At 59.1% G+C, this 25,691-nt stretch carries 21 protein-coding genes; 13 read left to right on the top strand and 8 right to left on the bottom strand.

What is annotated here, in order from left to right; genetic code table 11:
• Positions 1-96: 96 nt before the first annotated feature.
• A complete protein-coding gene (locus tag ACR0KS_RS05190; RefSeq protein WP_170389627.1) occupies positions 97-456 on the top strand; it encodes a DUF3307 domain-containing protein in 360 nt (119 codons plus the stop codon).
• Positions 457-542: 86 nt separating this feature from the next.
• Here ACR0KS_RS05190 and ACR0KS_RS05185 read toward each other — a convergent pair whose 3' ends face one another.
• The 6 genes from ACR0KS_RS05185 to ACR0KS_RS05160 form a co-directional block, all read right to left on the bottom strand.
• On the bottom strand, positions 543-1,847 hold the full coding sequence (locus ACR0KS_RS05185; RefSeq protein ID WP_170565837.1) for an FAD-dependent oxidoreductase: 1,305 nt from the start codon (positions 1,845-1,847) through the stop codon (positions 543-545).
• Entirely contained in the window at positions 1,844-2,518 is a 675-nt protein-coding gene (locus tag ACR0KS_RS05180) for a TetR/AcrR family transcriptional regulator (protein WP_170565840.1), read from the bottom strand. Before ACR0KS_RS05180 ends, ACR0KS_RS05185 begins: the two co-directional genes overlap by 4 nt.
• A complete protein-coding gene (locus tag ACR0KS_RS05175; protein WP_170565843.1) occupies positions 2,519-4,069 on the bottom strand; it encodes a trimethylamine methyltransferase family protein in 1,551 nt (516 codons plus the stop codon).
• A gap of 2 nt (positions 4,070-4,071) precedes the next feature.
• The gene (locus tag ACR0KS_RS05170; RefSeq protein WP_170565846.1) at positions 4,072-6,474 is read right to left on the bottom strand and encodes a GcvT family protein; all 2,403 of its coding nucleotides are present in this window, start codon (positions 6,472-6,474) and stop codon (positions 4,072-4,074) included.
• A gap of 110 nt (positions 6,475-6,584) precedes the next feature.
• Positions 6,585-7,214, bottom strand: coding sequence for a glutathione S-transferase (locus tag ACR0KS_RS05165; protein ID WP_170565850.1), 630 nt, complete (start codon positions 7,212-7,214; stop codon positions 6,585-6,587).
• 21 nt (positions 7,215-7,235) lie between these two features.
• A complete protein-coding gene (locus ACR0KS_RS05160) occupies positions 7,236-7,733 on the bottom strand; it encodes a class I SAM-dependent methyltransferase (protein ID WP_170389497.1) in 498 nt (165 codons plus the stop codon).
• Between the two features lie 233 nt (positions 7,734-7,966).
• Here ACR0KS_RS05160 and ACR0KS_RS05155 point away from each other — a divergent pair, with 233 nt between their 5' ends.
• The 5 genes from ACR0KS_RS05155 to ACR0KS_RS05135 are packed head-to-tail and all read left to right on the top strand — an operon-like array spanning position 7,967 to position 15,187.
• Positions 7,967-9,739 carry an ABC transporter ATP-binding protein gene (locus ACR0KS_RS05155; RefSeq protein ID WP_170565853.1) on the top strand — a complete coding sequence of 591 codons (1,773 nt, stop codon included), beginning with the start codon at positions 7,967-7,969 and terminating at the stop codon, positions 9,737-9,739.
• Positions 9,732-11,642, top strand: a complete 1,911-nt coding sequence (locus tag ACR0KS_RS05150; RefSeq protein WP_170565857.1) for an ABC transporter substrate-binding protein — start codon at positions 9,732-9,734, stop codon at positions 11,640-11,642. Before ACR0KS_RS05155 ends, ACR0KS_RS05150 begins: the two co-directional genes overlap by 8 nt.
• A gap of 13 nt (positions 11,643-11,655) precedes the next feature.
• Positions 11,656-12,684, top strand: a complete 1,029-nt coding sequence (locus tag ACR0KS_RS05145) for an ABC transporter permease (protein ID WP_170414048.1) — start codon at positions 11,656-11,658, stop codon at positions 12,682-12,684.
• A complete protein-coding gene (locus ACR0KS_RS05140) occupies positions 12,681-13,835 on the top strand; it encodes an ABC transporter permease (RefSeq protein WP_170389488.1) in 1,155 nt (384 codons plus the stop codon). Before ACR0KS_RS05145 ends, ACR0KS_RS05140 begins: the two co-directional genes overlap by 4 nt.
• Entirely contained in the window at positions 13,832-15,187 is a 1,356-nt protein-coding gene (locus ACR0KS_RS05135) for a CoA transferase (protein ID WP_170565862.1), read from the top strand. Before ACR0KS_RS05140 ends, ACR0KS_RS05135 begins: the two co-directional genes overlap by 4 nt.
• 88 nt (positions 15,188-15,275) lie before the next feature.
• Here ACR0KS_RS05135 and ACR0KS_RS05130 read toward each other — a convergent pair whose 3' ends face one another.
• Complete coding sequence (locus tag ACR0KS_RS05130) at positions 15,276-17,615, bottom strand: mechanosensitive ion channel domain-containing protein (protein ID WP_480693174.1); 2,340 nt, start codon at positions 17,613-17,615, stop codon at positions 15,276-15,278.
• Between the two features lie 400 nt (positions 17,616-18,015).
• Here ACR0KS_RS05130 and ACR0KS_RS05125 point away from each other — a divergent pair, with 400 nt between their 5' ends.
• The 7 genes from ACR0KS_RS05125 to ACR0KS_RS05095 are packed head-to-tail and all read left to right on the top strand — an operon-like array spanning position 18,016 to position 24,513.
• Complete coding sequence (locus ACR0KS_RS05125; RefSeq protein WP_170484350.1) at positions 18,016-19,230, top strand: hypothetical protein; 1,215 nt, start codon at positions 18,016-18,018, stop codon at positions 19,228-19,230.
• Entirely contained in the window at positions 19,227-20,474 is a 1,248-nt protein-coding gene (locus ACR0KS_RS05120) for a glycosyltransferase family 4 protein (RefSeq protein WP_170565868.1), read from the top strand. The genes ACR0KS_RS05125 and ACR0KS_RS05120 overlap by 4 nt, the downstream gene beginning before the upstream one ends.
• Positions 20,474-21,550 carry a glycosyltransferase family 4 protein gene (locus ACR0KS_RS05115; RefSeq protein ID WP_170565871.1) on the top strand — a complete coding sequence of 359 codons (1,077 nt, stop codon included), beginning with the start codon at positions 20,474-20,476 and terminating at the stop codon, positions 21,548-21,550. The genes ACR0KS_RS05120 and ACR0KS_RS05115 overlap by 1 nt, the downstream gene beginning before the upstream one ends.
• Positions 21,547-22,131 carry a histidine phosphatase family protein gene (locus tag ACR0KS_RS05110; RefSeq protein WP_170565873.1) on the top strand — a complete coding sequence of 195 codons (585 nt, stop codon included), beginning with the start codon at positions 21,547-21,549 and terminating at the stop codon, positions 22,129-22,131. The genes ACR0KS_RS05115 and ACR0KS_RS05110 overlap by 4 nt, the downstream gene beginning before the upstream one ends.
• Positions 22,128-23,270 (top strand): glycosyltransferase, encoded by a 1,143-nt coding sequence (locus tag ACR0KS_RS05105; RefSeq protein ID WP_170565877.1) that lies wholly within the window; start codon positions 22,128-22,130, stop codon positions 23,268-23,270. The genes ACR0KS_RS05110 and ACR0KS_RS05105 overlap by 4 nt, the downstream gene beginning before the upstream one ends.
• The gene (locus tag ACR0KS_RS05100; RefSeq protein WP_170565882.1) at positions 23,267-24,040 is read left to right on the top strand and encodes a polysaccharide deacetylase family protein; all 774 of its coding nucleotides are present in this window, start codon (positions 23,267-23,269) and stop codon (positions 24,038-24,040) included. Before ACR0KS_RS05105 ends, ACR0KS_RS05100 begins: the two co-directional genes overlap by 4 nt.
• Positions 24,037-24,513 carry a class I SAM-dependent methyltransferase gene (locus tag ACR0KS_RS05095; RefSeq protein ID WP_170565885.1) on the top strand — a complete coding sequence of 159 codons (477 nt, stop codon included), beginning with the start codon at positions 24,037-24,039 and terminating at the stop codon, positions 24,511-24,513. The genes ACR0KS_RS05100 and ACR0KS_RS05095 overlap by 4 nt, the downstream gene beginning before the upstream one ends.
• Here ACR0KS_RS05095 and ACR0KS_RS05090 read toward each other — a convergent pair whose 3' ends face one another.
• The gene (locus ACR0KS_RS05090) at positions 24,514-25,653 is read right to left on the bottom strand and encodes an alpha-D-ribose 1-methylphosphonate 5-triphosphate diphosphatase (protein WP_170565888.1); all 1,140 of its coding nucleotides are present in this window, start codon (positions 25,651-25,653) and stop codon (positions 24,514-24,516) included.
• Positions 25,654-25,691: the final 38 nt, after the last annotated feature.

The raw sequence follows: 25,691 nt of genomic DNA, 5'->3' as shown, positions 1-25,691 counted from the left end.
AGTTCATTTGCGCAACAACACTTTACCACATACTGTTGGTAACAGGACGATATCGGGAGGTTTAAGTTGCCTGCCAATTTAGGCGCTGTGTTTTTGATGCTCTGCTTGTTGCAGATCAAACACATGTTTGCGGACTACTATCTCCAGACGCCCAAGATGCTGGCGGGGCGTGGCGAGTACTTTCATATGGGACGCGCCCAGCATGCCGCAGTGCATGTTGTGGGGTCTGTTTTGGTGTTTATGATCTTCGGTGCGCCGTGGTCCTTCATCCTGATAATCGCTGCGTTGGAATGGGTCGTTCATTTCAATATCGACTTTGCGAAGGCCAGTTACTCGGACAAGAAACAACTCATGCCGACCCAGGCCGCGTTCTGGCGCGCTGCCGGGTTGGATCAGTGCCTGCATAACCTGACTTACGTGGCGATGGTTTGGGCTTGGGTGAAATTCGCGGCATAGAAAGCTGGTTCTGACACAGGATTGGCCGCCAACTTTGCCTAAGTTGACGACCCCCTACTCTGCTCACTCGCTCCAGCTCAACCGCGCTAGCCCAGAACCGAAAAACTGCTTTCTTCGTTGATCGGTCGCTTGCGCGAGTAAAACCCAACATCAATCGAGCGTTTGATATACGGCAGCTCAAACTGCAACGGCTGGGCATCATGATCCGCGCCTCCCTCGCAATAGTCGATCAGGGCTGCCATCATCTTACCTGCAATCGGCGCGTTCTTGTATTGGTTCCCGCTAGTACCGCAGGCCATGTAAAACCCCGGCAGGCTAGACTTGTCATAGATCGGAATCCAGTCGGTGGACGCATCATACAGGTCCACGACACCACGCGTTTTCGACGGAATTCCAAGGCTGGGCACGCGCTGCGCGTAACGCATGGCCTGTGTCGTCCATTGATCCGTAAAGTCGTGGTTATAGTGGACGTCGTCCTCGCACCACTGATGCGGATCGCATTCGGGGTCTTCCGAGCCGATCAGGATATGATTGCCATGCTCGGGCCGACAATACAGGGCGATATCGCTGTCAGAGACGATTGTACCGTCATGTTCAAAATCGAACCCTTCGGGGGACGGAACATGCACGACCTCCTGCCGCAAGGGGCGGGTTTCAATCGTCATGTCGTCCAGCACACCCGCCATCTTGTTCACGATCGCCGAACCTGGCCCGGCGACATTTACAACAACCTTGGCGCGGATTTCCTCGCCCGAGGCCAGTTTGACGCCCGCAACACGTCCGTCTTCGACCAGTATCTCGACAACCTCGGCCCCTGTGCGCACCTCGGCCCCGTGTTGCTTTGCCGCGTCCATCAGGTTCTGTGCCGACAGCGCCGGATCGGTCACATACCCTGCCTGAGGCCAGAACACCCCGCCCCGCATCTTTCGCCCGTTCGGTTGCCCGAATTCAGGGTCATCCATTCGGCGCGCGGGTGCGTAGCTTTCCAGCGAATACACCGGCAGGCGTTCGGTGATCTTGTCAGGCGACCACTCCTCGAAAGGACAGTCTAGATCGGCGCTGTTGGCCATGTGTTTTTCCAACATCCCGTTGGCGTCGGTTTTCATCACAAGACACCCGGTCTCGCGGAATTGCGCGAGGTTTGCGTCCTCGGGCAACCCAAGATACGCGGCCCAATCGCGCCAATAGTGATACCCCTCCCACGCAAAGGCCGTTCCGTCGAAGGTTGAATAGTGCATCCGAATGATCGCACAGGATCCCGCGGTCGAGCCGTGGCCAACTTGACTGTTTCGATCCAGAGACAGGGTTTTCCAGCCCGCCTTTGCCATCTCGAAAGCAATGGCGGCACCGATCACTCCGGTTCCGATGATGATTGCGTCTGGTTGGCTCATGCTGGGTCTCCTTTCCAGTAGCGCATGGAATAGGCGCTGAATTCTTCGATTTCTTCGGGTCGCGGTTCGACCCCGGTAAAGACGTACAGGTAATGCGGCACCATCGATATCCGCACAGACATGGGTTCGTTCAGTTGCGCCAGATCGTAGCCGATCTGCATATAGTACAGCACGCGAGCGCGGGTTTCGGCCTCGACCTCGGAATAGCCATAGCGTGCGAACATTGCGTGCAGCGCCTTCAGTCGCCGGGCGTCAGACTGATCCAGCGCGCGGCGCACCTTGCCCGACTTGCGCGCCCAATCGCGCACCGCGAAGTCCAGCGCCGTATCGAACAGGTCCGTATTCACCACGCAGCGATGCACATTGCACACCGCACCGGTGATGGTGTCCGCCGGTGCCTCGGCCTGTCGGATCAACCCGGCGGTGTTGGTCGCCTGCCACCGTTCGAGCAATGCATCCATCAACTCCTGCCGCGACTTGAAATACCAATAGAAGGACGAGCGGGACACGGCCATCCGTTCGGCCAGATTCAGGACCTTTATCTGATCCACACCATCGGAAATCAGAACGTCCATTGCCACGTTCAGCCAGTCATCGCGCGTGACCTTGATATTGCCGACCAGCGGTTCGGCTTTGGGGTCATCACGGTGGAGGATTGGTTTACTGCTCATTCAACTCTCGGGCGGCGCGCCGCCCTCCTCTGTGCGTCGGGCGATAAACTCGTGCAGATCACCCAGCCGGTCCGTGTTCTGGACGGGGGATTGGAAATTGGCAAGGATGTCCTTCCAGACCCCGGTGGCGCGATGGTTGGCATCGACCGACCCACGCTCGGTCCACGTCCCGAAATTGGCATAGTCGTGCAGGTGGGGTTGGTAGAATTCGGTGTTGTAACGCGCCATCGTCTGACTGGTCGCAAAGAAGTGACCGCTTGGCTCGACCTCGCGCAGCGCAGTGTCGAACCCGATCTCAGCCGGCCCCGCCTGCGCCCCTGCGCACAGTTCGGCCACCATATTCAGAACCTCGGCGTCACAGACCAGCTTTTCAAACGAAACGGTCAAGCCGCCTTCCAGCCACCCGGCTGAATGGATGATTACGGTCGCGCCCGCCATCAGGCAGCCCCAAAGACCAAACTGGTTTTCATTGGCCGCCTGCACGTCATTGCTGTTCGAGGCCGACCCCGCCGCAGACCGCCAAGGCAGACCGAGATGTCGCGCCAACTGACCAGCCGCCAGAGACGCCTGAAAATGCGAGGGCGTCCCGAACGCAGGCGCGCCGGATTTCATATCCACATTGCTGGTGAACGTTCCATAGCAGACGGGCGCACCGGGGTTCACCAATTGGGTCAGCGCAATGGCTGACAATGCTTCGGCGTGGGACAAGGTAATTGCCCCCGCCACGGTAATCGGTGCCATTGCCCCCATCAGCGTAAAGGGCGTGACAATCGACATCTGTCCGTGGCGGGCAAAATCAATCAGCCCCTGCGCCATTGGAATGTCCAACGTCCGAGGGCTGTTGGTGTTGATGATCGTATAGCAATGCGGATTCGCGCGGAATGCCTCATCCGACAATCCGCGGGCGGTCGAGAGCATTTCAAAGCAATCCATCACCTGCGGCGTCCCGCGCGAGAAAAAGAACGGAAACTTGTCCGTCAACTCCATCTGCGCCTGCGTGGTGAAATAGTGCCGCAAATGGGTTGGCACGTCCTGTGGTTCTACCTGGGGTGAGATCATCTGGAACACATCGAAATGATGGGTGAGCTTCAGAAACTCCAGATAATCCTGCCCGGTTGCCGGACGGCGTCCGCGCTCAAGATCGGTCGCATTGGGGGCGCCTGCTCCGGGTTGAAAGACCAGACTGCCCAGTTCCAAGGCAAAATCCCGGCGGCGTGCTCCTGCGCGACAGGCAATGGATTTGGGTGCCGAAGCGACTGCGGCCTCGACAATGTCGCGCCCGATGAAGACCATCTCGGTCTGCTCATCGACTCTGGCACCCGCCGTTGCGAAAACCCTTCTCGCCTCGGGCAACAAAACCTTGATGCCCAACTCCTGCAGCATGCGCAGGGCAGTTTCATGCATGTCGGCGATTTGCTCTGGCGGAAAGACCTCCATCTGCGGGAAAGGATTCCTGAGCTGACGGTAGTTCACGTCACGCTTTGCTGCGGGTGGGGCTTCTGCGCCCCGCCCCCTCCGTCGCCTGCCGCGTTCCGAGGTTTGTGAGATCATCGTCAGCCTCGCATCGCCTTGCCTTGCGGATCATAGGGCGACGCGGCGATCACCCGCGCGGGGCGCTCGACACCGACCACATGAACCGACAGGTCAGTCCTCGGATTAGCTTTGTCACGATTAACCAATCCCATCGCCAGAGACTTGCCGGTGTAGTGGCCATATCCACCCGACGTCACGAACCCGACCCGTTCACCATTTGCCCAGATGGGTTCATAGCCGCTGGCGTCCGCATCCAGCGCATCAACCTCCAGCGTGACTTGAACCTGCGCAGGGCCGTTGCCGTCGCGCTCGGCCAGTGCTGCCTGCTTGCCGACAAATTCCTTGTCCCAGTCGATCCAGCGGTCCATGCCCGTCATGCCCGGCGTGTATAGCTGCGTGAACTCTGCCGACCAGATGCCAAAGCTCTTTTCAAGGCGGGTCGACAGCATCGCGTTGAAGCCACATTCGCGAATGCCTTCGTCTGCCCCGGCTTCAAGCAGCATCCGGCGCAGCTTGATGTGATCACCGTAGCGGCAGTTGATCTCATAGCCCTTTTCACCGGTGACCGACATGCGAGCGACGCGGGCGCGCACCAGACCGATATCGAAATCCCCGCAGCCCATGAATTTCAGGCCCGAGATGTCCTGTTCAGCCAGTTTCTCGACCACGGCCTGCGATTTCGGACCGACTACGGCGAACCCGCAATATTCCTCGCCCAGATCGCGAACGGTAACACCGTCGATCATGTGGTCATCAAACCACCGCATATGCCAGGCCCGCAGATAATAGCTGCCCATGATCCACCACGTGCCATCGCCCCAGTTCAGCACGGTCAGATCACCTTTGAGCCGACCATTTTCGCCCAGCATCGGGGCCAGCTTTGCCCGTCCGGGCGCTGGCAGCTTCGAGGCCATCACCTTATCCAGCCAGACCTGCGCGTTAGGGCCGCTGACCTCAAACCGCGAAAAGCCGGAGATATCCAGCAGACCCGCGCCCTCACGGATCACCTTGCATTCCTCGGCAACGATGTCATGCGCGTTCGAGCGTTTCAGGGTCGGCGTTTCCTCGAACCCTTTCGGCGCGAAATAGAGCGGCACTTCCAAGTCCCAACTGACGCCCCACTTGCACCCTGCCTCGGTCATCGCGTCATGGGCAGGGGCCATTTTCAGCGGACGGCCTGCGGGCAGTTGCTCGTTCGGATAGGTCATCACGAAGCGGCGGGAATAGAACTGGCCTGTCGTCTCGCGGATATACCGCTTGTTCTGGGCAAAGTCGCCAAAGCGGGCCACGTCCATCGGCCACGCATCGGCCTCTGGCTCCCCGTGGATCATCCATTCGGCCAGCGTCTTGCCGACACCACCGCCCTGCAGGAACCCGGCCATCACCGCACAGGCAGACCAATACCCACGCTTGCCCGGCACCGGCCCGACCAGAGGGTTGCCGTCCGGCGCAAAGGTAAACGCGCCGTTGACCCATGTCTTGATGCCGACATTTTGGATCGACGGATAGCGTTCAAAGCCCAGCGTCAGCTCATTCTCGATCCGGTCAAGCTGTTCCTGAAACAGCTCCTCGCCGTAGTTCCATGGCGCGCCGTCCATGGCCCAATGTTCGTGTTCCACCTCGTAGATACCAACCAACACGCCCTTCTGGTCCTGCCGCATATAGGTGAACCCTTCGAGGTCCACCGTCATCGGCATCTCAAAATCGGCCTGTGCGACTTCGGGCACGGTGTCGGTGATCAGGTAGTGGTGCTTCAGCGGCGAGACCGGCAGTTCGACCCCCGCCATGCGACCCACTTGTTTGGCCCAAAGACCCGCCGCGTTGACCACGTGTTCACAGGTGATCGTGCCTTTGTCAGTGACGACCTGCCAGCCGTCCGCCGTCTGCGTCAGGCTTTCGACCTTGGTTTCTTCGTAATACTCCGCACCGCGTTTTTTGGCTGCCGTTGCATAAGCCTGCACGGTTCCGGTGGTGTCGATATAGCCCTCACGATCCGCCCACATCGCCCCCAGCACGCCGTCGGTGGACATGATCGGGCAGCGCTTCTGCGCCTCCTCCGGGGACAGCAACTCGCAATCATCAATCCCAATGGACTGGAAGATGCGGTAGTTCGCTTGTAGCCACTCCCACCGTTCGGGCGTGCCCGCCAAAGTCAGACCTCCGGTCATGTGCAGACCAATATTTTGGCCGGATTCCTTTTCGATCTCACTTAGCAGGTCGATCGTATAGGCCTGCAACGCTGCCATGTTCGGATCGGCGTTCAGCGCGTGAATTCCCCCCGCCGCGTGCCACGAAGACCCCGAAGCCAGACGACGACGCTCCAGCATCACTACGTCCGACCAGCCAAACTTGGCCAGATGATACAGAACCGAGGCGCCCACGACGCCGCCCCCGATGACCACAACACGATACTGAGATTTCATCCTGCACTCCCCTGCATGACTCGCAAGGGACGCTAGACGCACTGTTCACTTCTGTCTAGACATTTCTGTACAGTCCTGATCGTCAAAACCCGCCAAGCCAGATCGGTCCTTTAAAGCCGGGCGCTGGGACGCGCCGCTATCTTGTCAAACCAGGCCAGAGTTGCGGTGTTTTCCTCAGGAATTTTCATTTTGATCACGCGCGCGAAATCGACGAACACGAAGGTTGAGATATCCGCCAACGTAAACACGTCACCCGCAACAAAAGCACTTTGGGCAAACCGATCTTCCAGAATATCGAAAAACCGCGCGACCCGCGCTGTGCCGCGCTGTGCCAACTCGGGGATCTGTGCGTGGCTCACCGGTCCGGGTATGGCCCGGCCTTCAAACGCCGGATGGGTATTGCGCAGCGCCTCGGCAATCGGCGCGCCGCCCTGTTGCTCGACAATACTGTTCCACATCAGAACCAAGCCTTTTTCGTCCGGCGTCCGCCCCATCAAGGGCGGTTCGGGAAAGCGCGCCTCAAGATAGGCCGCGATACCGAGATTCTCGGTCAGCGCGGTCCCTTCGTCGGTTACAAGAACTGGGATTGTGGCGTTTGGATTGACGGCTCGAAATTCCTCGCTCAGTTGCTCGCCCTTGGCGATAGAGATGTCGCGGGTCTCAATCTCAAGCCCTTTTTCGGCGATGAACATCCGGGCGCGGCGCGGGTTCGGCGCGGTAGAGCAATCATAAAACAGCATCAGAATATCCTTGTAGGCCAGTTAGCGGCGATAGATGAAACAGCGGCCTTCGACCGCTCCTGCCGGTAACGGCACTTCAGTCAGGGTTTCAAAATACATTCGGTCGCTCGACACCATCAGCCCCCCTTCGGCCAAAAGCGGTTCGATCAGTGGGGACACAAGGCGCGCAAACGCATCATTCTTTTCCCGGTTGTGCCCGCCAAGGTCCGCATGGATCAGGCTGGCCGTCGCGCCAAAGCGATCCAGCGCAGCAGGGAGCGTTTCCCGCACATCCCCTAAAATCACCAGATCTTCTGGCGGGGTTGAATCTGGATGCGAGGCAACGGCGCGTTCAAAAACATAGACCGGCCGAGCCTCAATGTACTGGACCATATGGTGATAGGTGCGCCCATTGCCCAACCCCAGTTCAAACACCGGTCCCGGCATGCCTTTTGTCTGCGCGATGGCGTGATCCAGACATGCTCGTTGCGAGACCATACGGTCGATGAACAAATCCAGGCGGCTTTGGGTATCGGGCACGGGAAAATCTCTCCTTGGTAACTATCGGCGTAAAAGCTGGGGCCGACATCGCATTTGATGACAAATCCTCAAGGCTTTGTGTAGGCAAATTGGCCTCAGATTCACATTTCCGCGACATTTCGGCATAAGAACGGGTTTGACTAGTTGGGTCCAACCGCGCGAAACTGCGACAAAAAAAACGGGGAGTTGATTAAGCCGATGCCGACTCACGGCCTAACGGGTGGAATATCCGCATGACTGCGTTGTTGTCTGTCCGAGACCTAAGCATCGGTTTCGGTGCGGGCGACTCTGTTGTCAAAGACGTCAACTTCGATGTGGAAGCAGGGCAGACACTTGCGTTGGTCGGGGAATCAGGATCGGGCAAAACGATCTCTTGCAGGGCCGCATTGCGTATCTTGCCCCGCACTGCCCAGATTCGCAGCGGCACAATTACCCTGAATGATTCCAAAGGCGTAGAAGAACTGACACAGATCAGTGAACGCCAGATGAGGGATATCCGCGGCAACCGCATTTCGATGATCTTTCAAGAGCCGATGCGCTCGCTGTCGCCTCTGCACAAAATCGGCAATCAGGTCAGCGAAGTCCTTTGGCTGCATCGCGGCGCGTCCGAGGCCCAGGCGCGCAAAGAAGTTCTGACGCAATTTGAACGGGTCGGGTTCCCCGATCCCCAGCGCGCCTATGATTCTTATCCCTTCGAGCTATCCGGAGGCATGCGGCAGCGCGCAATGATCGCAATGGCAATGGTTTCCAAACCAGAACTGCTGATTGCCGACGAACCCACGACTGCTTTGGACGTGACAACTCAGGCGCAGGTTCTGGGGCTGATCAAAGAGCTTCAGCGCGAAACCGGAATGGCGCTGATCCTTGTAACGCACGATCTGGGCGTGGTTGCGAATATGGCTGAACAGGTCGTTGTCATGCACAAAGGCCGCGTTATGGAATCCGGGGCTGCCGCGCCGATCCTGACCTCTCCGGCACATCCTTACACACAGCAGTTGTTCAACGCCGCGCCGGAAATACCGGACAAGGACGCAGTTGGCATCCCAATGCCTGAAGAAGACCTGATCCTGCAACTGAAGGGCGTGTCCAAGACCTATACGATGCGATCCAGCAAAGGGTGGCAGGGCGAACGGCTGATACATGCCTGTCGCGGCGTGGACCTGAACCTCGCGCGTGGGAAGACTCTGGCTATCGTCGGTGAAAGCGGCTCTGGCAAAACCACTGCGGCCCGCATCGCCCTTGGCGCAGAGCCACCTGACCCGGGCGGCGAGGTTCTTTTCCGCACCTCCCCGAACGAAGACCCGATAACCGTTCACCAGATGTCTCGCGCCCAGCGCACCGCTTTTCAACGCAAGGCGCAGATGGTGTTTCAGGATCCCTACAGCTCGCTCAGTCCGCGGATGCGTATTCAGGACGCCATGACTGAACCGCTTGAGATACACAAAATCGGCTCACCTGCCGAGCAGCGAGACAAGGCCGCCGAGATGTTGCAGCGCGTCGGCCTGAACGCCGACATGCTGAAACGTTACCCTCACGCGTTTTCCGGCGGCCAGCGTCAGCGCCTGTCCATTGCGCGTGCGATGATGCTGGACCCGCAACTGATTGTCTGCGACGAGCCGACCTCGGCTCTGGACGTGTCCGTGCAGGAACAAATCCTGACATTGCTTGAAAATCTGCAAGACAGTCTGAACCTGTCGTATTTCTTCATCTCTCACGATCTTGCGGTCGTGGCGCGTATCGCTGACGAAGTTGCGGTGATGCGCCGGGGTCTGGTGGTTGAACAAGCCCCGCCCGAGACCCTGTTCTACAATCCCCGCCACCCTTACACCAAGGCGCTGATTGCCGCTCAGCCGGAACCCGACATCAACCGGCCCATCGACCTGAATTTGGTTGCTTTGGGCGCTGGTTCACCAGACAGTTGGGATGACGCCTTCCGATTTACCGACTCCGTGATACCCTCGCTGGTAGAGATGGAGCCCGGCCATAAGGTACGATGCCATGTTTAAGACCACTCGCCCCCTGCTAATGGCAGCCGCATTGTCGGCTTTTTGGACCCTGCCCGGAATGGCCGGAACTCCGACACCCGTTGAAGGCGTATTTTGGAAAACCGAGGTCGATGCCGGCAATCTGCCTCCGATCGAAGAACGGCTTCCGTCTGAACCCCTGGTCGTCGATCTTGCTGCCAAAGGGCGTAATTTCGGCACACCCGGAGGCACGCTGCGCACGATGGTCACGCGATCCAAGGACATCCGCCAGATGGTCGTTTACGGCTATGCCCGGCTGGTTGGCTTTGATGAGAATTATGAGATTGTGCCGGACCTGCTCGAGTCATTTGAAAACGAGGGCAATCGAAAGTTCACGCTGCATCTGCGCGAAGGGCACAAGTGGTCGGATGGTTCACCCTTTACCTCCGAAGACTTTCGGTACTGGTGGGAGGACGTTGCAAACAATGAGCTTCTCAGCCCGTCCGGTCCGCCTGATTTCCTGATTGTCGAGGGTAACACGCCGAAGGTCTCTTTCCCTGACGAAACCACTGTTGTGTTTGAATGGGACGACCCAAACCCCAACTTCCTGCAGTCGCTGGCACAGGCGCGGCCGCCGTTTATCTACCGGCCGTCGGAATTCCTGAAGCAATACCATGAAAAGTTTGCAGATGCGGATGAGCTGGCATTCCAGGTCGAGGATGCCCGTGTCAAAAGCTGGGCCGCGCTGCACAACAAGCTGGACAACCTTTATAAGTTCGACAATCACAAATTGCCCACGTTGCAGCCGTGGCTGAATGCCAGCTCTGGTAAAAAGATCCGGCACAATTTCGTGCGCAACCCCTACTATCACCGTATCGACAGCAAGGGCGTGCAACTGCCCTATATCGACGTCGTCGAGATGGAGATCGTCGCCCCCGGTCTGGTTGCTGCCAAGACAAACGCGGGGGAAACGGATTTGCAAGGGCGTGGTCTGGCCTTCCGGGACGCCTCAATCCTGAAAAAGGGTGAAAAGGGTGGCGACTACAAAACCCTGCTTTGGAAAACAGGAGTCGCATCACAGATCGCAATCTATCCCAACCTGAATTTTGCCGATGATGCGTGGCGTGAGGTTCTGCGCGACGTGCGGGTGCGTCGCGCCCTGTCATTGGCCATCGACCGAAAGACGATCAATCAGGCGCTCTATTTCAAACTGGCGCAGCCCGGTGCTATGTCTGTACTGCCTGCGTCGCCGTTTTATGACGAAGAGAACGCAAAGGCTTGGGCGCAGTTTGATGTCGAACTCGCCAATGCCCTGCTGGATGAGGCTGGCCTGACCGAGCGTGACAAGAACGGAATCCGCCTGTTGCCCGATGGACGCCCGATGGAGCTGATCATCGAAACGGCAGGCGAACGGCAAGAGGTTGAGAACGCGCTGCAAATCGTCACTGACACATGGCGCGAGATCGGCGTCGCACTGGTAATGCGCCCCTTGGACAGGGACATCCTGCGCAACCGGGTGTTTGCAGGCAACACGATGGCATCGGTCTGGTTTGGTTGGGATGACGGCATTCCGCAAAACCACACCTCTCCTGCATATCTGGCCCCGACCGATCAGGTGTTTCTGGCGTGGCCAAAATGGGGACAGCACTATCAGACCGGAGGCGAAGCCGGTGAGCCACCAGACATGCCCGAAGCGCAGCGCCTGATGGAGCTTGCTCATGACTGGGAGGTCGCCACGACCGACGAACAGCGGCAAACCGCGTGGAGCGAAATGTTGAAGATTCACGCAGATCAGTTGTACGCGATCGGTATTCTGAATGGTGCGCCCCAGCCCATTGTCGTTTCAAACCGACTGCGCAATGTGCCGGAACAGGCAATGTGGGCATGGGAACCCGGCGCGCATTTTGGTATTCATCGTCCCGACGAGTTTTTCTTCGCCGACTGACAGGAGCAGCTAAATGGTAATGCTGCGCTATGCGGTGTATCGCTTTTTCACGATGCTGCTGACGCTTTTGGTGGTGTCGGTGCTGGTCTTCGTGATCATCAACCTGCCGCCCGGCGACTATCTCAGCAACCAGATCGCAGAGCTTCAGGCATCGGGTCAATCTGCCGGAGTCGCCAAGGCCGAGTTCCTGCGCACAGAATACGCGCTGGACCGCCCCATGTGGGAACAGTACCTGATCTGGATAGGCTTCTGGCCCGGCCCTCATGGGTTTGAAGGGCTGTTGCAGGGCAATTACGGCTGGTCCTTCGAGTTTGACCGCCCCGTGGCGGAAATCGTAGGCGACACCTTGTGGCTGACCGTGGTGGTCAACCTTGCCGCCATTCTGTTCGTCTACGCGGTCGCCTTGCCGCTTGGCGTCATTGCCGCTGCGCGGTCCCGGACGTGGATCGACTATACCTCGGCCTTTGTTGGTTATCTTGGACTGGCAACGCCTAACTTCCTGTTGGCTCTGATCCTGTTCTATTACGGCCACCGCTACTTCAACTTGCCAATCGGCGGCCTGATGGATCCCTCGTTCGAGGGACAACCGATGAGCTGGGACAAGATGAAGTCCATCCTGGTTCACCTGATTGTCCCGACGTTCGTGATCGGCACATCCGGCGCGTCCGCCATGATGCAACGCCTGCGCGCCAATATGCTGGATGAATTGGGCAAGCCTTACGTGGAAACGGCCATCGCCAAGGGGATGTCTCCGTCGCGGATGCTGACGAAATACCCGCTGCGCGTGGCCTTCAACCCGTTCGTGGCGGATATCGGTAACCTGCTGCCGTCAATGGTGTCCGGCTCGGTTCTGGTGTCGGTCGTTCTGGGTTTGCAAACCATCGGCCCCACCCTTCTGACCGCGCTGAAAACACAGGACCAGTTCTTGTCTGCCTTTATCCTGATGTTCGTGGCTCTGCTGACCCTGATCGGAACCATGATCTCTGATATCCTGCTGGTCATGCTGGACCCGCGCATTCGCTATGAGGGGCGCGAGGCATGACCAAACGATCTGACGGACGCTATGTCGACGACGCTCCATTCGATCCGGATGCCGCCCTGCAACAGCTTGAGCGCGCGGATCTGGACGCCCCCAACTGGGTTCTGGTCTGGCGCAAGTTCAGAACGCACAAGCTGGGTCTGATCTCGGGCATCTTCCTGTTGCTGTGCTACCTGATGTTGCCGTTTGCGGGGTTTATCGCCCCCTATGGTCCGAATGAGCGTAACGACGAACACCTTTACGCCCCACCACAAAGCATCAACTGGTTCCACGACGGAAAATTCATCGGTCCTCATGTCTATCCAATCGTCGCCGAGGCGGACCTTGAGACATTCCAGTGGAAGTTCATTCCCGATACGGAAGACCCGCGGCCGATCCGGTTCTTTTGCGAAGCGAGTGAATACAAGCTGGCAGGGCTGATCCGAACGGATACGCACCTGTTCTGCCCGCCCGAGGGCGCAACCCTGTTCCTGTGGGGCTCTGATCGTCTGGGTCGCGACGTGTTCAGCCGAATTCTATACGGCGCGCAACTCTCGCTTACAGTTGGCCTGATCGGTATCTCTGTCTCCTTCTTCCTTGGTATCCTGTTCGGGTCCATGGCCGGGTACTTTGGCGGCAAGATCGACTGGGTTATCAACCGTGTGATTGAAATTCTGCGCTCTCTCCCGGAACTTCCGCTTTGGCTGGCGCTGTCGGCGGCGGTGCCGTCGAATTGGAGCCCGGTTGCGGTGTTCTTCATCATCTCGATCATTCTCGGGATACTCGACTGGCCCGGTCTTGCGCGATCCGTGCGCGCCAAGTTCCTGTCCCTGCGGGAAGAGGAATATGTCCGCGCCGCCGAGATGATGGGCGCAAGCTCGGGCCGGGTGATCCGCAAACACCTGCTGCCGAATTTCATGTCCCACCTGATCGCCTCGGCCACCTTGTCCATCCCGGCCATGATCCTTGGGGAAACGGCGCTCAGCTTCCTTGGCCTTGGGCTTAGGGCTCCTGCTGTCAGTTGGGGCGTGATGCTGAACGATGCGCAGAACCTGGCCTCAATCGAGATATATCCGTGGACGGCTATTCCGATGCTGCCGATCATTGTTGTGGTTCTGGCCTTCAACTTCCTGGGCGACGGGCTGCGGGACAGTCTGGACCCCTATCAGCAATGACCCTGCTCTCTGCCCTACCCGCATCAGGTGGCTATCTGACAACGGGATCAGGTGCGCGGCCCAGTGTCTATGCGGTGTCAGAGCTGGCAACCGCCAGTTTCGCCGCTGTGGGTCAGGAACTGGCCCGCTTGATCGCAGCACTGAACCTTGCCCCCAGCGCGCCAGAGGTTTCGGTCGATCACAGGCTGGCCTCTCTCTGGTACGGGTTTTCCTTCAAGCCGGACGGTTGGGAAATGCCAAGCCTCTGGGACACCATTGCCGGAGATTATCAGGCCGCAGATGGGTGGATCAGGCTGCATACCAACCTGCCCCGTCACCGGGCGGCGGCCTTGAAAGTTCTAGGCGCCAAACCAGAGCGCGAGGTCGTATCGCAGGCCGTGAAAACCTGGGCGATTTCCGATCTCGAAACTGCGATCGTCGCAGAGGGCGGCGTGGCCGCCGCCATGCGCGGCCGCTCGGACTGGTTGGATCATCCGCAGGGGCGCGCCGTCTCGCGTGATCCCCTGATCGGGTGGACCAACCCCCGCCCGATTACCATGCGCGACAGGCCACAGGCGACGGCAGAGCGCCCGCTGACGGGCCTCCGCGTCCTTGATCTGACTCGCGTGCTGGCCGGGCCAGTATCCACGCGCACCTTGGCAGGGTTCGGGGCCGAGGTATTGCGCGTCGACCCACCGGGTTGGGACGAGCCCGGCGTGATTCCCGATATCTCTTTGGGCAAACGCTGTGCCTATCTGGATCTGAAAACCCCCAATGGCATCGAGAAGTTGCAGTCTCTGCTGTCGCAGGCCGATGTGTTTGTTCACGGATACCGGCCCGGCGCTTTGGACGCGCTTGGCCTGACACAGGCAAGGCGGGATGAACTGGCCCCGAACCGCGTCGAGGTCACCCTGAACGCCTATGGCTGGCAGGGACCGTGGGCCAACCGGCGTGGCTTTGACAGCCTTGTGCAGATGAGCAGCGGCATCGCCGATGCAGGGCGTGTTTGGGCCAAAGCCGACAAGCCGACTCCGCTGCCTGTTCAGGCGCTGGATCACGCAACAGGCTACCTGATGGCCGCAGCCGTTCTGTCTGCGCTGGCCGAGGCCGCATCAGGCGGTTCTGTCATGCAAGCCCGGATGTCACTGGCCCGCACAGCCGAGTTGCTGGCAAGCCTCGCCAAATCCGAAACCACAGAAGAAATCGCACAGGCCCAGCCTGCCGACTTTTCTGACAGGTCCGAGGACTCGGGCTGGGGCAAAGGCTATCGCCTGAAGCCCGCCCTCCGCGTGGGCAAGGCGAACATGTATTGGCCCTTGCCTGCGTCCAAGCTGGGCTCGTCCCAACCCAACTGGTCAACGTCTAAGTCATAACGCACCCGCCGCGCGGCACGCGCGGCCCGGCCCAACGCTTTGGGCGGCGTCTCGTCAGAGACGCAACTCAAAGGGGCGGGAGCCGCCCCTAGCGATCATCACCACCCGGACCGATATCGTCGAGGTAATCCTCGTCAATTGCGGCCTGCACCGCGCCGGTAACGGCCTCGCGCTGTTTTGGCGTCAGGTCCTCTGCTGCCTTTTCATCGGCCAGACGAACTGTAACCTCACGGTGAGCAAAGCGAATGCCTTCGCGGGCGAACAGCTCTCGGATTTCCTGATAGACCTTCTTGCGCACAAGCCACTGGTCACCCGGCTTGGTCATGAACTTGACCCGGATAATCATCGCGGAATCCTGCATTTCGATCACACCCTGAGATTTCAGCGGCTGGATGAAATTGTCACCAATCACCGGGTCACTCAGCAATTCCTGACCCAGTTTCTTGATCAGCTTGCGCACCTTTTCGACATCGGTGTCATACGTCACCCGCAGCGGCAGCTTCATGATCACCCAATCGCGGGAGTAGTTTGTCAGAACCTTGATCTCACCAAAGGGAATCGTGTTCAGCGCACCCAAGTGGTGGCGCAGTTGGAAGGACCGAACCGAAATCTTCTCGACCGTCCCCTTCACATCGCCAATGTCGATATATTCGCCCTTGCGAAACGCATCATCCATCAGGAAGAACGCTCCCGAGAAGATATCCCGCACCAGCGTTTGCGAACCAAAGCCCACCGCCAGACCAACGACACCCGCACCCGCAAACAGCGGACTGACATTGATCCCCAGCTCCATCAGCACAATCAGCACGATTGTGACGACAACCACGGCAAGGATCGCGCCGCGGAACAGTGGCAGCAGAGTGGCCAGACGGCTTTGCCCAGCTTCGCCGCCTTCGTCACCCAGCTCGGCTTCGCCGCCGCCCTCGTCAATCTCCTCGGCAATCTTGCTGTCGATCCAGACACGGAAGAAGTGGAACAGGATATATCCGATGAACAGAATGACCATCACGTCGAGGGCACGTTCGATGGGCAGGTCTTCGCTCCAGCTTGCATCCGGGTTCCAGATCACCACCAGTGCGTACAGACCAACGACAAAGGCCAGAATACCTGCAACGCGCCGGGCCAGATCCTCATACGTTACGATCGAATGCTTGCGCTGCTCTGCAAGCGGCGTGTCTACGGTCGCGATGTCGTGATCTTCCTCTGCTTCGGCATTGATTTCTTCCATCTGGCGGTTGCGGTCGAAATACCGCTCCAGCAGATAGTTCATCGCGCCATAGGCAATGACAACCGACATGAAGATCGCGTAGCTGCTTGCAACAATGGGGATCGAGTTTTCGTTTTCGAGCACCAGATCGACTGCCAGCTTGAACCAGCTGAACACCATGTAGACGATCAGAACCGGTGCCCACGCAAATGAAATGAACCGCAGAATCCAGGACACCTGATCAGGCGAACGTCCCCCGCGAATGGCGTTGGAAATTGCCCGCGCGTTGAACAGGATCATCAGAATATTGCCCAGCGCCCCGACCATTGTCAGACTACCGTAGACCATCGCATAGACGTTGTAGTTCAGTCCGAAATCCGCGACCCAAGTCGAGAACAAGACCACGGTGATGTCATAAGTCGCCAACGCCGAGGCCCAGACATACAAACGTTTGGCGTCGCGGTCCGAAAACGGTGGCAGGCGGTACTGACTCAGATACGGCGACAGCACCATGCGCCACAGGTCCGACACCGTTCGAGACAGGAAGAATGCCGTGAAGATCGCCGTGACCGTAAACTGGATCGAGATATCTTCGGCCTCGCCAAAGAACAGATACCCAACGATCAGCGCCATCAGCATCGCAAAAACCGTGGCCCCGATCCCCATCAGGAAGCGGAACACCAGAAACGGCATCTTTTCACGATACCCCTGCGGGTTTTCTTTGGATCGCGCGACAACGATCCCTTTAGCGATGCGCTTGCCGTAAATCTCTATGGACAACCATCGACCCAGCAAAAGGAACAGGATGTTCCAGAACAGAACCTCGACATAGGTTTGAATCCGACCATCGGGGCTGGTTTGCCGAAGGATGTACTGAACTTCAAATATTGAGTAGGGCAGCGCCTCAAGCCGCGACGCCATCGACTCGCGGAACTTGGAAAACCGCTCTTGCGCTTTCATAAGCTGCGACCCTTCGGACATCGGGTCGTGCGGCGCGGCGCCATCTACAGCGCCCTGTGTCCCCCCTGACGAGACAATCTGACCAGCGCTATCGATCACGATTACGCTTGCTCCGGCCTCGGTCGCCGAACGAATGGCTGCGGCCAGATCGCTTTCGTCGCTCGCATCAGCGCCGGTGTCCGAGCCAGAACTGTACCCAGGAATAAGAGAGGTCTGCGCCAGCGCCTCGGTGGGAAAAGCCAGCGATATCACCCAGATCATCAGGGCGGCAACTGCGAAAAGTCTAATTTTCATCGAGTGTTCTATCCCGTTCGACGTTTGCAGGGCAGATTATAGAAGCGCGTAGCTGTGTTCAAATCATCAAACATTCGCTTCCCAATATCGTGTCCTCCCGTGTTCCCTGCGCAATGAGTATCATTGAAGTGTTTTCAACCGGGAAAAAACTGAATATGAGCAATCGAGCAAGGTGCGCAAAGGGTGCGGATTTTGCGTTTGATTTAGAACAGGGAACCTTTGGAAAAACTGTTGTAACATGTAGCCAAATCGCAATGGTTTTCGGTTTTGGCTCGTCACGACCGAGTTTTTGCAAGCGGGCGTAAAACATATACGATACAGGTGCTAGCGCGCGGAGTTGCACCGAGACACAAATACAGGCGAAAGCATGAGCCTAGGAAGACAAAACGATACAATCGGCCGTGCGCCCCGCATCCTGTTCTACAGCCACGATACGTTCGGACTGGGCCATTTGCGCAGGTCTCGCGCCTTGGCCTCGGCGATCACGCAGGCCGATCCTAGCGCCTCGGCACTGATCCTGACGGGATCGCCTGTTGCGGGGCGATTTACATTTCCACGCCGCGTGGACCATGTCCGCCTGCCGGGGGTAACGAAACGAGCCGACGGGTCTTATGCCTCACAGACGATGGGCATGGGCATTGAAGAGGTGACTGAACTGCGGGCCGGATTGATTCAGACTGCGGTCCAGCAGTTTGAACCCGATGTTCTGATTGTCGACAAAGAGCCCACCGGGTTTCGCGGTGAACTGCTGCCAACGCTTGAAACGCTGTACCAGACCAAAGACACGCGTTTGGTATTGGGGCTGCGCGACGTTCTGGATGAACCCGAAGTTCTCGCTGCCGAGTGGGACCGGAAAGAAGCCGTTACAGCGACCGAAAAGTACTATGACGAAATCTGGGTTTACGGCTTGCGGTCGATCTATGACCCCACCAGCGGCTTGCCGCTTAGCCCGGCCGCGCAATCTCGTATCCATTGGACGGGCTATCTGCGTCGCGATCTGGGGCCCGTGGGCGAACCGCCCGAACAGCCCTATATCCTGATTACGCCGGGCGGCGGTGGAGACGGCAAGGCGATGGTTAACCTTGTTCTGTCCGCCTACGAACAGGACCCAGACCTTTCGCCGCGGGCCGTGCTGGTCTATGGCCCTTTCCTGTCCGGCGAACTGCGCGAAGACTTTGAAACCCGCGTCGCCGCCCTGAATGGCCGCGTGACAGCCGTGGGCTTTGAATCCCAGATCGAAACGCTGTTTGCGGGCGCTGCCGGCGTGGTCTGCATGGGTGGCTACAACACCTTCTGCGAGGTCCTGTCTTTCGACAAACGCGCGGTCATTGTTCCGCGCACGACACCAAGGCTGGAACAGTGGATTCGCGCCTCACGTGCCGAGGGTCTGGGGCTGGTTCGCATGCTGGACGAAAGCCGGGACGGGCTGACAACGGACGCGATGGTTCAGGCGATCCGCGCCCTGCCTCATCAGCCGCTGCCCTCTCAGGCAATTCAGGACGGGCTGCTGGATGGGCTGGATTATGTCACCAGCCGGATTGACGCCCTGCTGGGTGGTGAGCGGGAACGGGCCACCGGATGACGTCCAAGCCTCCGAAACTGGCGGTGCTGGTCAAAGGGTGGCCGCGCCTGTCCGAGACGTTCATCGCGCAAGAACTGGTTGCCCTGCAGGATGCGGGTCATCGCTTTGACATCTGGTCCCTAAGGCATCCAACAGATGTGAAACGCCACCCGCTGCATGATCGGTTCAAGGGTAAGGTGCATTACTTGCCCGAATACCTTTACCAAGAGCCGGATCGCGTCTGGGCCGCCCGGCGCGTGGCCCAAGGCTTGCCCGGCTACGCCGAAGCCTATCGGGTCTGGCGTGCTGATCTGCGCCGCGACCCGACGCAAAACCGCATTCGACGCTTTGGGCAGGCATGCGTTCTGGCCGCCGAACTGCAGCAGGCGACGCGGGTTATGTATGCCCATTTCATGCATACGCCGTCATCCGTCGCCCGCTATGCAGCCATCATGCGTGGCCTGCCCTGGAGCTTTTCTGCGCACGCCAAGGACATTTGGACATCCCCCGATTGGGAAAAGTCCGAAAAGCTGCAGGCCAGCACGCACGGTGCCGCATTTGGCGCGACCTGTACCGCAGTCGGCGCGGAACACCTGCGCAGTCTGGCCGACGATCCAAGGCGTGTCGATCTGATCTATCACGGGTTGGACCTGACACGCTTCCCGCCCCCGCCAGATCGCGCGCCCCGCGCCTCGGGTGATCCGTTTCATATGCTGTCCGTTGGTCGGTTGGTTGAAAAGAAAGGGTTCGACCGCCTGATCGACGCGTTTGCCATGCTGCCTGACGAACTGAACTGGCGCTGGACGCATATCGGCGGCGGGACTTTGGGAAAAGTTCTGCAGGAACGCGCCCGGGCCGCCGGGGTCGCGCATCGGATCGTGTGGAAAGGTGCCTGCGACCAACCAGAAGTCATCGCCGCGATGCGCGAGGCCGACTTGTTTGTGCTGCCCAGCCGCGTCGCGTCGGACGGCGACCGGGACGGCTTGCCCAACGTACTGATGGAGGCCGCGTCCCAGCGCCTGCCGATCCTGTCCACACCCGTCTCAGCGATCCCGGAATTCATCGAAACAGGTCGGCACGGCGTCTTGTCCGACGATGATCCTGCCGCCCTTGCCGCAGCCATGATCCGAATGGCCGACAATCCCAACGGAACCGCAGCGATGGCAAACGCCGCCTATGATCGGCTTATTGCCGAGTTTCGGATGGATCCGGGCATCGCGCGTCTTTCCGAACGGCTCAGCGCCCTGGGCGCAGGCCCGGACTGATGGCGCGCGTCGCCTTTTACACTCCGATGAAATCACCGGACAGCCCGGTGCCGTCTGGTGATCGTGAAATGGCACGCAACCTGATGCAGGCAATTGGCGCGCAAGGTGACACGGTTGATCTGGTGTCGCGCCTGCGCATCTACGACAAGACCGGCGACGCCAAAGTCCAAGAGGAATTGCGCGCTCAAGCCGAGACAGAGGCGCAAAGGTTGATTGCAGAATTGCCTGCGGATACAGCGCTTTGGGTGACCTATCACAATTATTACAAGGCACCGGACCTGCTGGGTCCCCGCGTGTGCAAAGCCCGCAACATCCCCTATGTGCAATTGGAAAGCACCCGCGCCACAAGCCGGTTGAAAGGCCCGTGGGCCGGGTTCGCGCAAGCTGCGCACGATGCATGCGACGCCGCGCAGATGATCTATTACCACACCGCCAATGACCTCATTACGCTGGAACGGGAAAAGTTTGGAGCGCAACGCCTGGTGGAACTGCCTCCGTTCCTGCCACTTTCAGAGCTACCGACCCCATCGACCTGCTCAGGACCGATGCTGACGGTTGGAATGATGCGGAACGGCGACAAGCTGGCCTCATATGAGATTTTGGCTCAATCATTGGGTCATTTGCAGGGCGATTGGTCTCTCAAAATCGCTGGCGACGGCCCGGCCCGCGCAGAGGTCAAGGCGTTGATGGCCCCCTTCGGATCGAAGGTACACTTTCTGGGCCAGCTGGATCGGAACGCGCTGCAGGCGCATTACCAAACCGCGTCCCTGCTGGTTTGGCCCGGCGTGAATGAGGCGTATGGAATGATCTATCTGGAAGCACAGGCCAATGGGGTGCCGGTGGTGGCGCAGGACCGGCCGGGCGTTAGTGATGTTTTGGCTCCGGGTGATTATCCGTCGCCGGACGCAGGCCCATCTGCGCTGGCTGCGCGTATTCAAAACGTGCTGAATGACAAGCCGCTGCGCCTTTCGATCGGACGTATATCGCGTGAACGAATAGCCGAGCGACACCTTATGCCCGCGGCCACGGACAGGTTCTGGAAGGCCGCGCGCCCATTGATCGAGGGACGCCAATGACCCGCCTTGCACTGCTGCGCCATGGACATACGGAATGGAACCGCGCCGGTCGCATACAGGGGCGCAGCGACATCCAACTCGACGAAGATGCGCGTCAGGAGTTGTCGGCATACAGCCTGCCGCAGCCGTGGGACACGGCAGCCATTTGGTCCAGCCCACTTGCGCGGGCCCGAGAAACGGCCCAACTGGTATCGGGGCAGGACCCAGTGATGTCCGCTGCGCTGACCGAGATGAACTGGGGTGACTGGGAAGGCCTGCGCGGTGTCGACCTGATCGCAGATACAGGCAGCGGCTACCGCCACATCGAGGATTGGGGATGGGATTTTCGACCTCCGAACGGGGAAAGCCCTGCGGAAGTAAGGTTGCGTTTGCGCCCGTGGCTGGACTCACTGCGCGGTGATACCGTTGCGGTCTGCCATATCGGTATTATGCGGGTCATTCTGGCGATGGCCTGGGGGTGGGATTTTAGCGGCGTCCCCCCCTTCAAAATCAAGCGCAACCGCCTGTATATCGTTGATATGGATACTATGCGCCCCGACCCCGAGCCTGTCCGCCTGATCCGGGCAGAGGTTCCCGAATGAAAGTGATGATCGTCGTCACCCATCTGCTGGGGACAGGGCACCTGAGCCGCGCGCTCACGCTGGGGCGGGCCTTTGTGCAAGGTGGTCATCAGGTTCTTCTGGTGTCCGGCGGAATGCCCGCACCGCAACTGGATAGCGCCGGGATAACGCTGCTTGGGTTGCCCCCTTTGCGGTCAGACGGCACGGATTTCACGCGGCTGCTGACGCAAACAGGCGACGTTGCGGATGATGCCTATATGCAGGCGCGCAAACGGGCTCTGGTAGAAGCAGTGCGATCCTTCGCCCCGGATATTCTGATCACCGAGCTTTACCCCTTTGGACGCAGGTCCTTGGTGGATGAGTTCACCGCAGCGCTTGACGCGACGCAGGAACTGCCCGTCAAACCCGTTATTTTGGGGTCTGTCCGGGATATACTCGCCCCGCCATCCAAGCCCTCAAAGGCCGAACGCACCGAGCAGATCGTGCTGGACAGCTATGACGGTATTTTGGTTCATTCCGACCGGAAGGTCGTCCCGTTGGACCTAAGCTGGCCGGTCTCGGAACAGCTTGAGAGACGGCTGTTTTACACGGGCTTTGTTGCGCCCAAAGCCCGTGGTCCGCACCCCGACGCGTTAGGTCAGGGCGAAGTGCTTGTCAGCGCCGGAGGGGGATCGGTGGGGCAACCGATCTTTCGTGCGGCTATTGAAGCCGCCCGAAAGATGTCCAACAGGCGCTGGCGCCTGCTGGTCGGTGGACAGGACGCAAGCGCACGCATTGATCACCTGTCCCAATACGTTGGCGATGCACCTGTAACCCTCGAAAAGGTGCGGCCCGATTTCCGCCAGATGCTGCCCCACGCGGCCGCATCGGTCAGCATGTGCGGATATAACACCGCGCTCGACATCCTTCAGGCGGGGACACCCGCGGTATTCGTGCCATTCGATGATGGCAAAGAGGTTGAGCAGACGCTGCGCGGAGAAAGCCTGTCTAACTTACCCGCGATCGACGTTCTACCAAGTCAGGACCTAAACGGCGACACGTTGGCGATGGCAGTGGGCCGCGTTATTGATGCCCCCATCAGGCCAACCACAGATTTTGGATTTGAAGGGGCCGCAAAGTCCGTGGACATCGCCAAGACCCTCTTGGAGCAGCGCAAATGACCGTCGATTGGCGTCCATTGATGGTCGAGCTTGAGGTTTGGCAGAGCACGGGCCTGTCGCTGCCTCTATGGTGGCGTGACGACGACGCGGTTACCGTCACTCCGCAGCTTGATCGTCTGACCGCCCTGTCAGATAGGCTTGGTTTGCCAGTGCATCTGGCGGTGATCCCGCAAGACGCTGACGACGCGCTGACGGGGCATGTCTCGGACAATCCCTGTCTGATTCCGGTTGTTCATGGATGGGCACATCAAAACCACGCGCCGAAGGGCGAGAAAAAGTCGGAATTCCGGCTGCACCGACCCGTGTCAGAGATACTGGAGGACGCGCAAGCCGGGCTGGACCGACTGAATGCTGCGTTCGGCGAGCGCTTGTGCCCGATGTTCGTTCCGCCCTGGAACCGAATTGCCCCGGACGTCGTAAAAGGACTGCCTGATTTGGGCTACCGGTTTCTGTCGACTGCCACGCCGCGAAAGACCGCTTACCCGGTGTCAGGACTGCTACAGGTCAATACGCATCTGGATCCGATTGACTGGCGTGGGACACGGGGATTGGTCGCTTCGGATACCTTGATCCAACAAGCCGTGGACCTGCTGCGGGATCGCCGCGAAGGGCGTACCGACAATAATGAACCCTTTGGCGTTCTGACTCATCACCTTGTTCACGACGAAGACGTCTGGACATTCACACAAGACCTGCTGCACCGGCTATTGGATGGGCCTGCCGTCATCTGGACCGCGCAGCAAAACGACACGAGACGGAGACCTGAATGAGCCGACTGGATTCCATGCTGCGCCGCCTGACGGCCCAACGCGATGGGCTGAACTGGGCCGCCGAACAGATATCCGACATGACCGGAGACGTTCTGGACATGGGTCTGGGAAACGGTCGAACTTATGATCACCTCAGGGAAATCCTGCCGGATCGCCGCATCTGGGTGATGGACCGGGTTCTGCAATGCCACCCGTCCAGCACTCCGCCAGCAGAGGACTTTCTGCAGGGCGAAGCGGAACCCATGCTCAACAAGCTGGCCGCAGGTGGACAAAAAATCGCTATGGCACACTACGATTTCGGGCGCGGCATCAAGGACGAGGACGTTGCCGAAGCCGCTCGTCTAAGTCCCCTCATAGCGCGGGTGATGCGACCGGGCGGGCTATTGATCTCGGGTCAGCCCTTGGTGGGGTTTGACCAGATCAGCGGCCCGGACACCATCGCCCCGGACCGGTATCTGTTCTATAAGGCCTGATCAGGCCACACGACGCCCTCGCGACCAGACACCGTTGAGTGCAGGTGCGCCCTCGCGCAGTCGGAACCGAATGACGTCCGCGCGTGCCCCGGCGCGCAATTCGCCGCGATCATCCAGTCCTACGACTTGCGCGGGTGTCTGTGTCACGGTCCGTAATCCACGTGCCATATCACCCCACATCTCGCCCAATCGCGCTGCCGACAGCAAAAGGGCAGCGGGCACATAGTCTGACGACAAAATGTCCAGATGTCCGAGTTCGGCAAGCTCATGCGCCGCGACATTGCCAGAATGTGACCCGCCCCGGATCACATTCGGAGCACCCATCATCACCTTGATTCCGTGGTCGTGGCAGGCTCGGGCAGCCTCAACGGTCGTGGGGAATTCGGCCAGCGTAATCCCATGCCCTGCGGAAATGCGCACTTGGGCGTCCGTGGTATCGTCGTGGCTGGCCAACATCGCGCCAAAGCGCCGGGCGGCCTTGACCGTCTCGACTTCGTGCCTGTCGCCAAAGCGTTCGCGCAGCGACTTGAGTTGGGCGACATGCTGAAGAAAGTCGTCATCATTCATGCCGTGCTTGCCCTTCATATACGCCTCAAGCTGGGCCATGTCCCGGAACTGTCGTTGGCCGGGCGTGTGATCCATCAGCGACACAAGGCCCACACGGTCGTCCGCGTCAAACTCGTCAAGCTCCTCGACCAATGTCTCGGAACAGACCTCTGCCCGAAGATGAAGGAAGTGACTGATCTTTAGCGCGTCCTGCTCGCGCAAATTCCACAGCTCGCGGGACAGGTCACGCGCATATTTCTTGTAGCGCTGACCACTGGGGATCGAGCCGATGCGCATGGCGTCAAACACAGTGGTGATCCCTGTGCTGGCCAGTTCAGCATCATGCGCGAGGATGGCCGCGGCGTGGGGCCAGTCGACCCTTGGGCGCGGCTGAATGTGACGTTCCAGATTGTCGGTGTGCAATTCGACCAGTCCGGGGCAGACAAAATCCCCCTCGCAGTCAATCGCACCTGCAGGAATCGCGGCACCGGACGCGACCTCAATAATTGTCTCACCCGCAATCCGAACGCTGCCTGTTAGCGTCTCGTTGGGAAGAACGAGTGTGGCATTGGCAAGGATCATTTCTTCTGTCATCTGAACTTCACACGGTTTGAGCTATTGGGAAGGCCACG

The organism is Ruegeria sp. BC7 (assembly GCF_056539165.1).
Note: the sequence above shows the minus strand (reverse complement) of the source record. Positions and strands in the feature narration are given on the sequence as shown.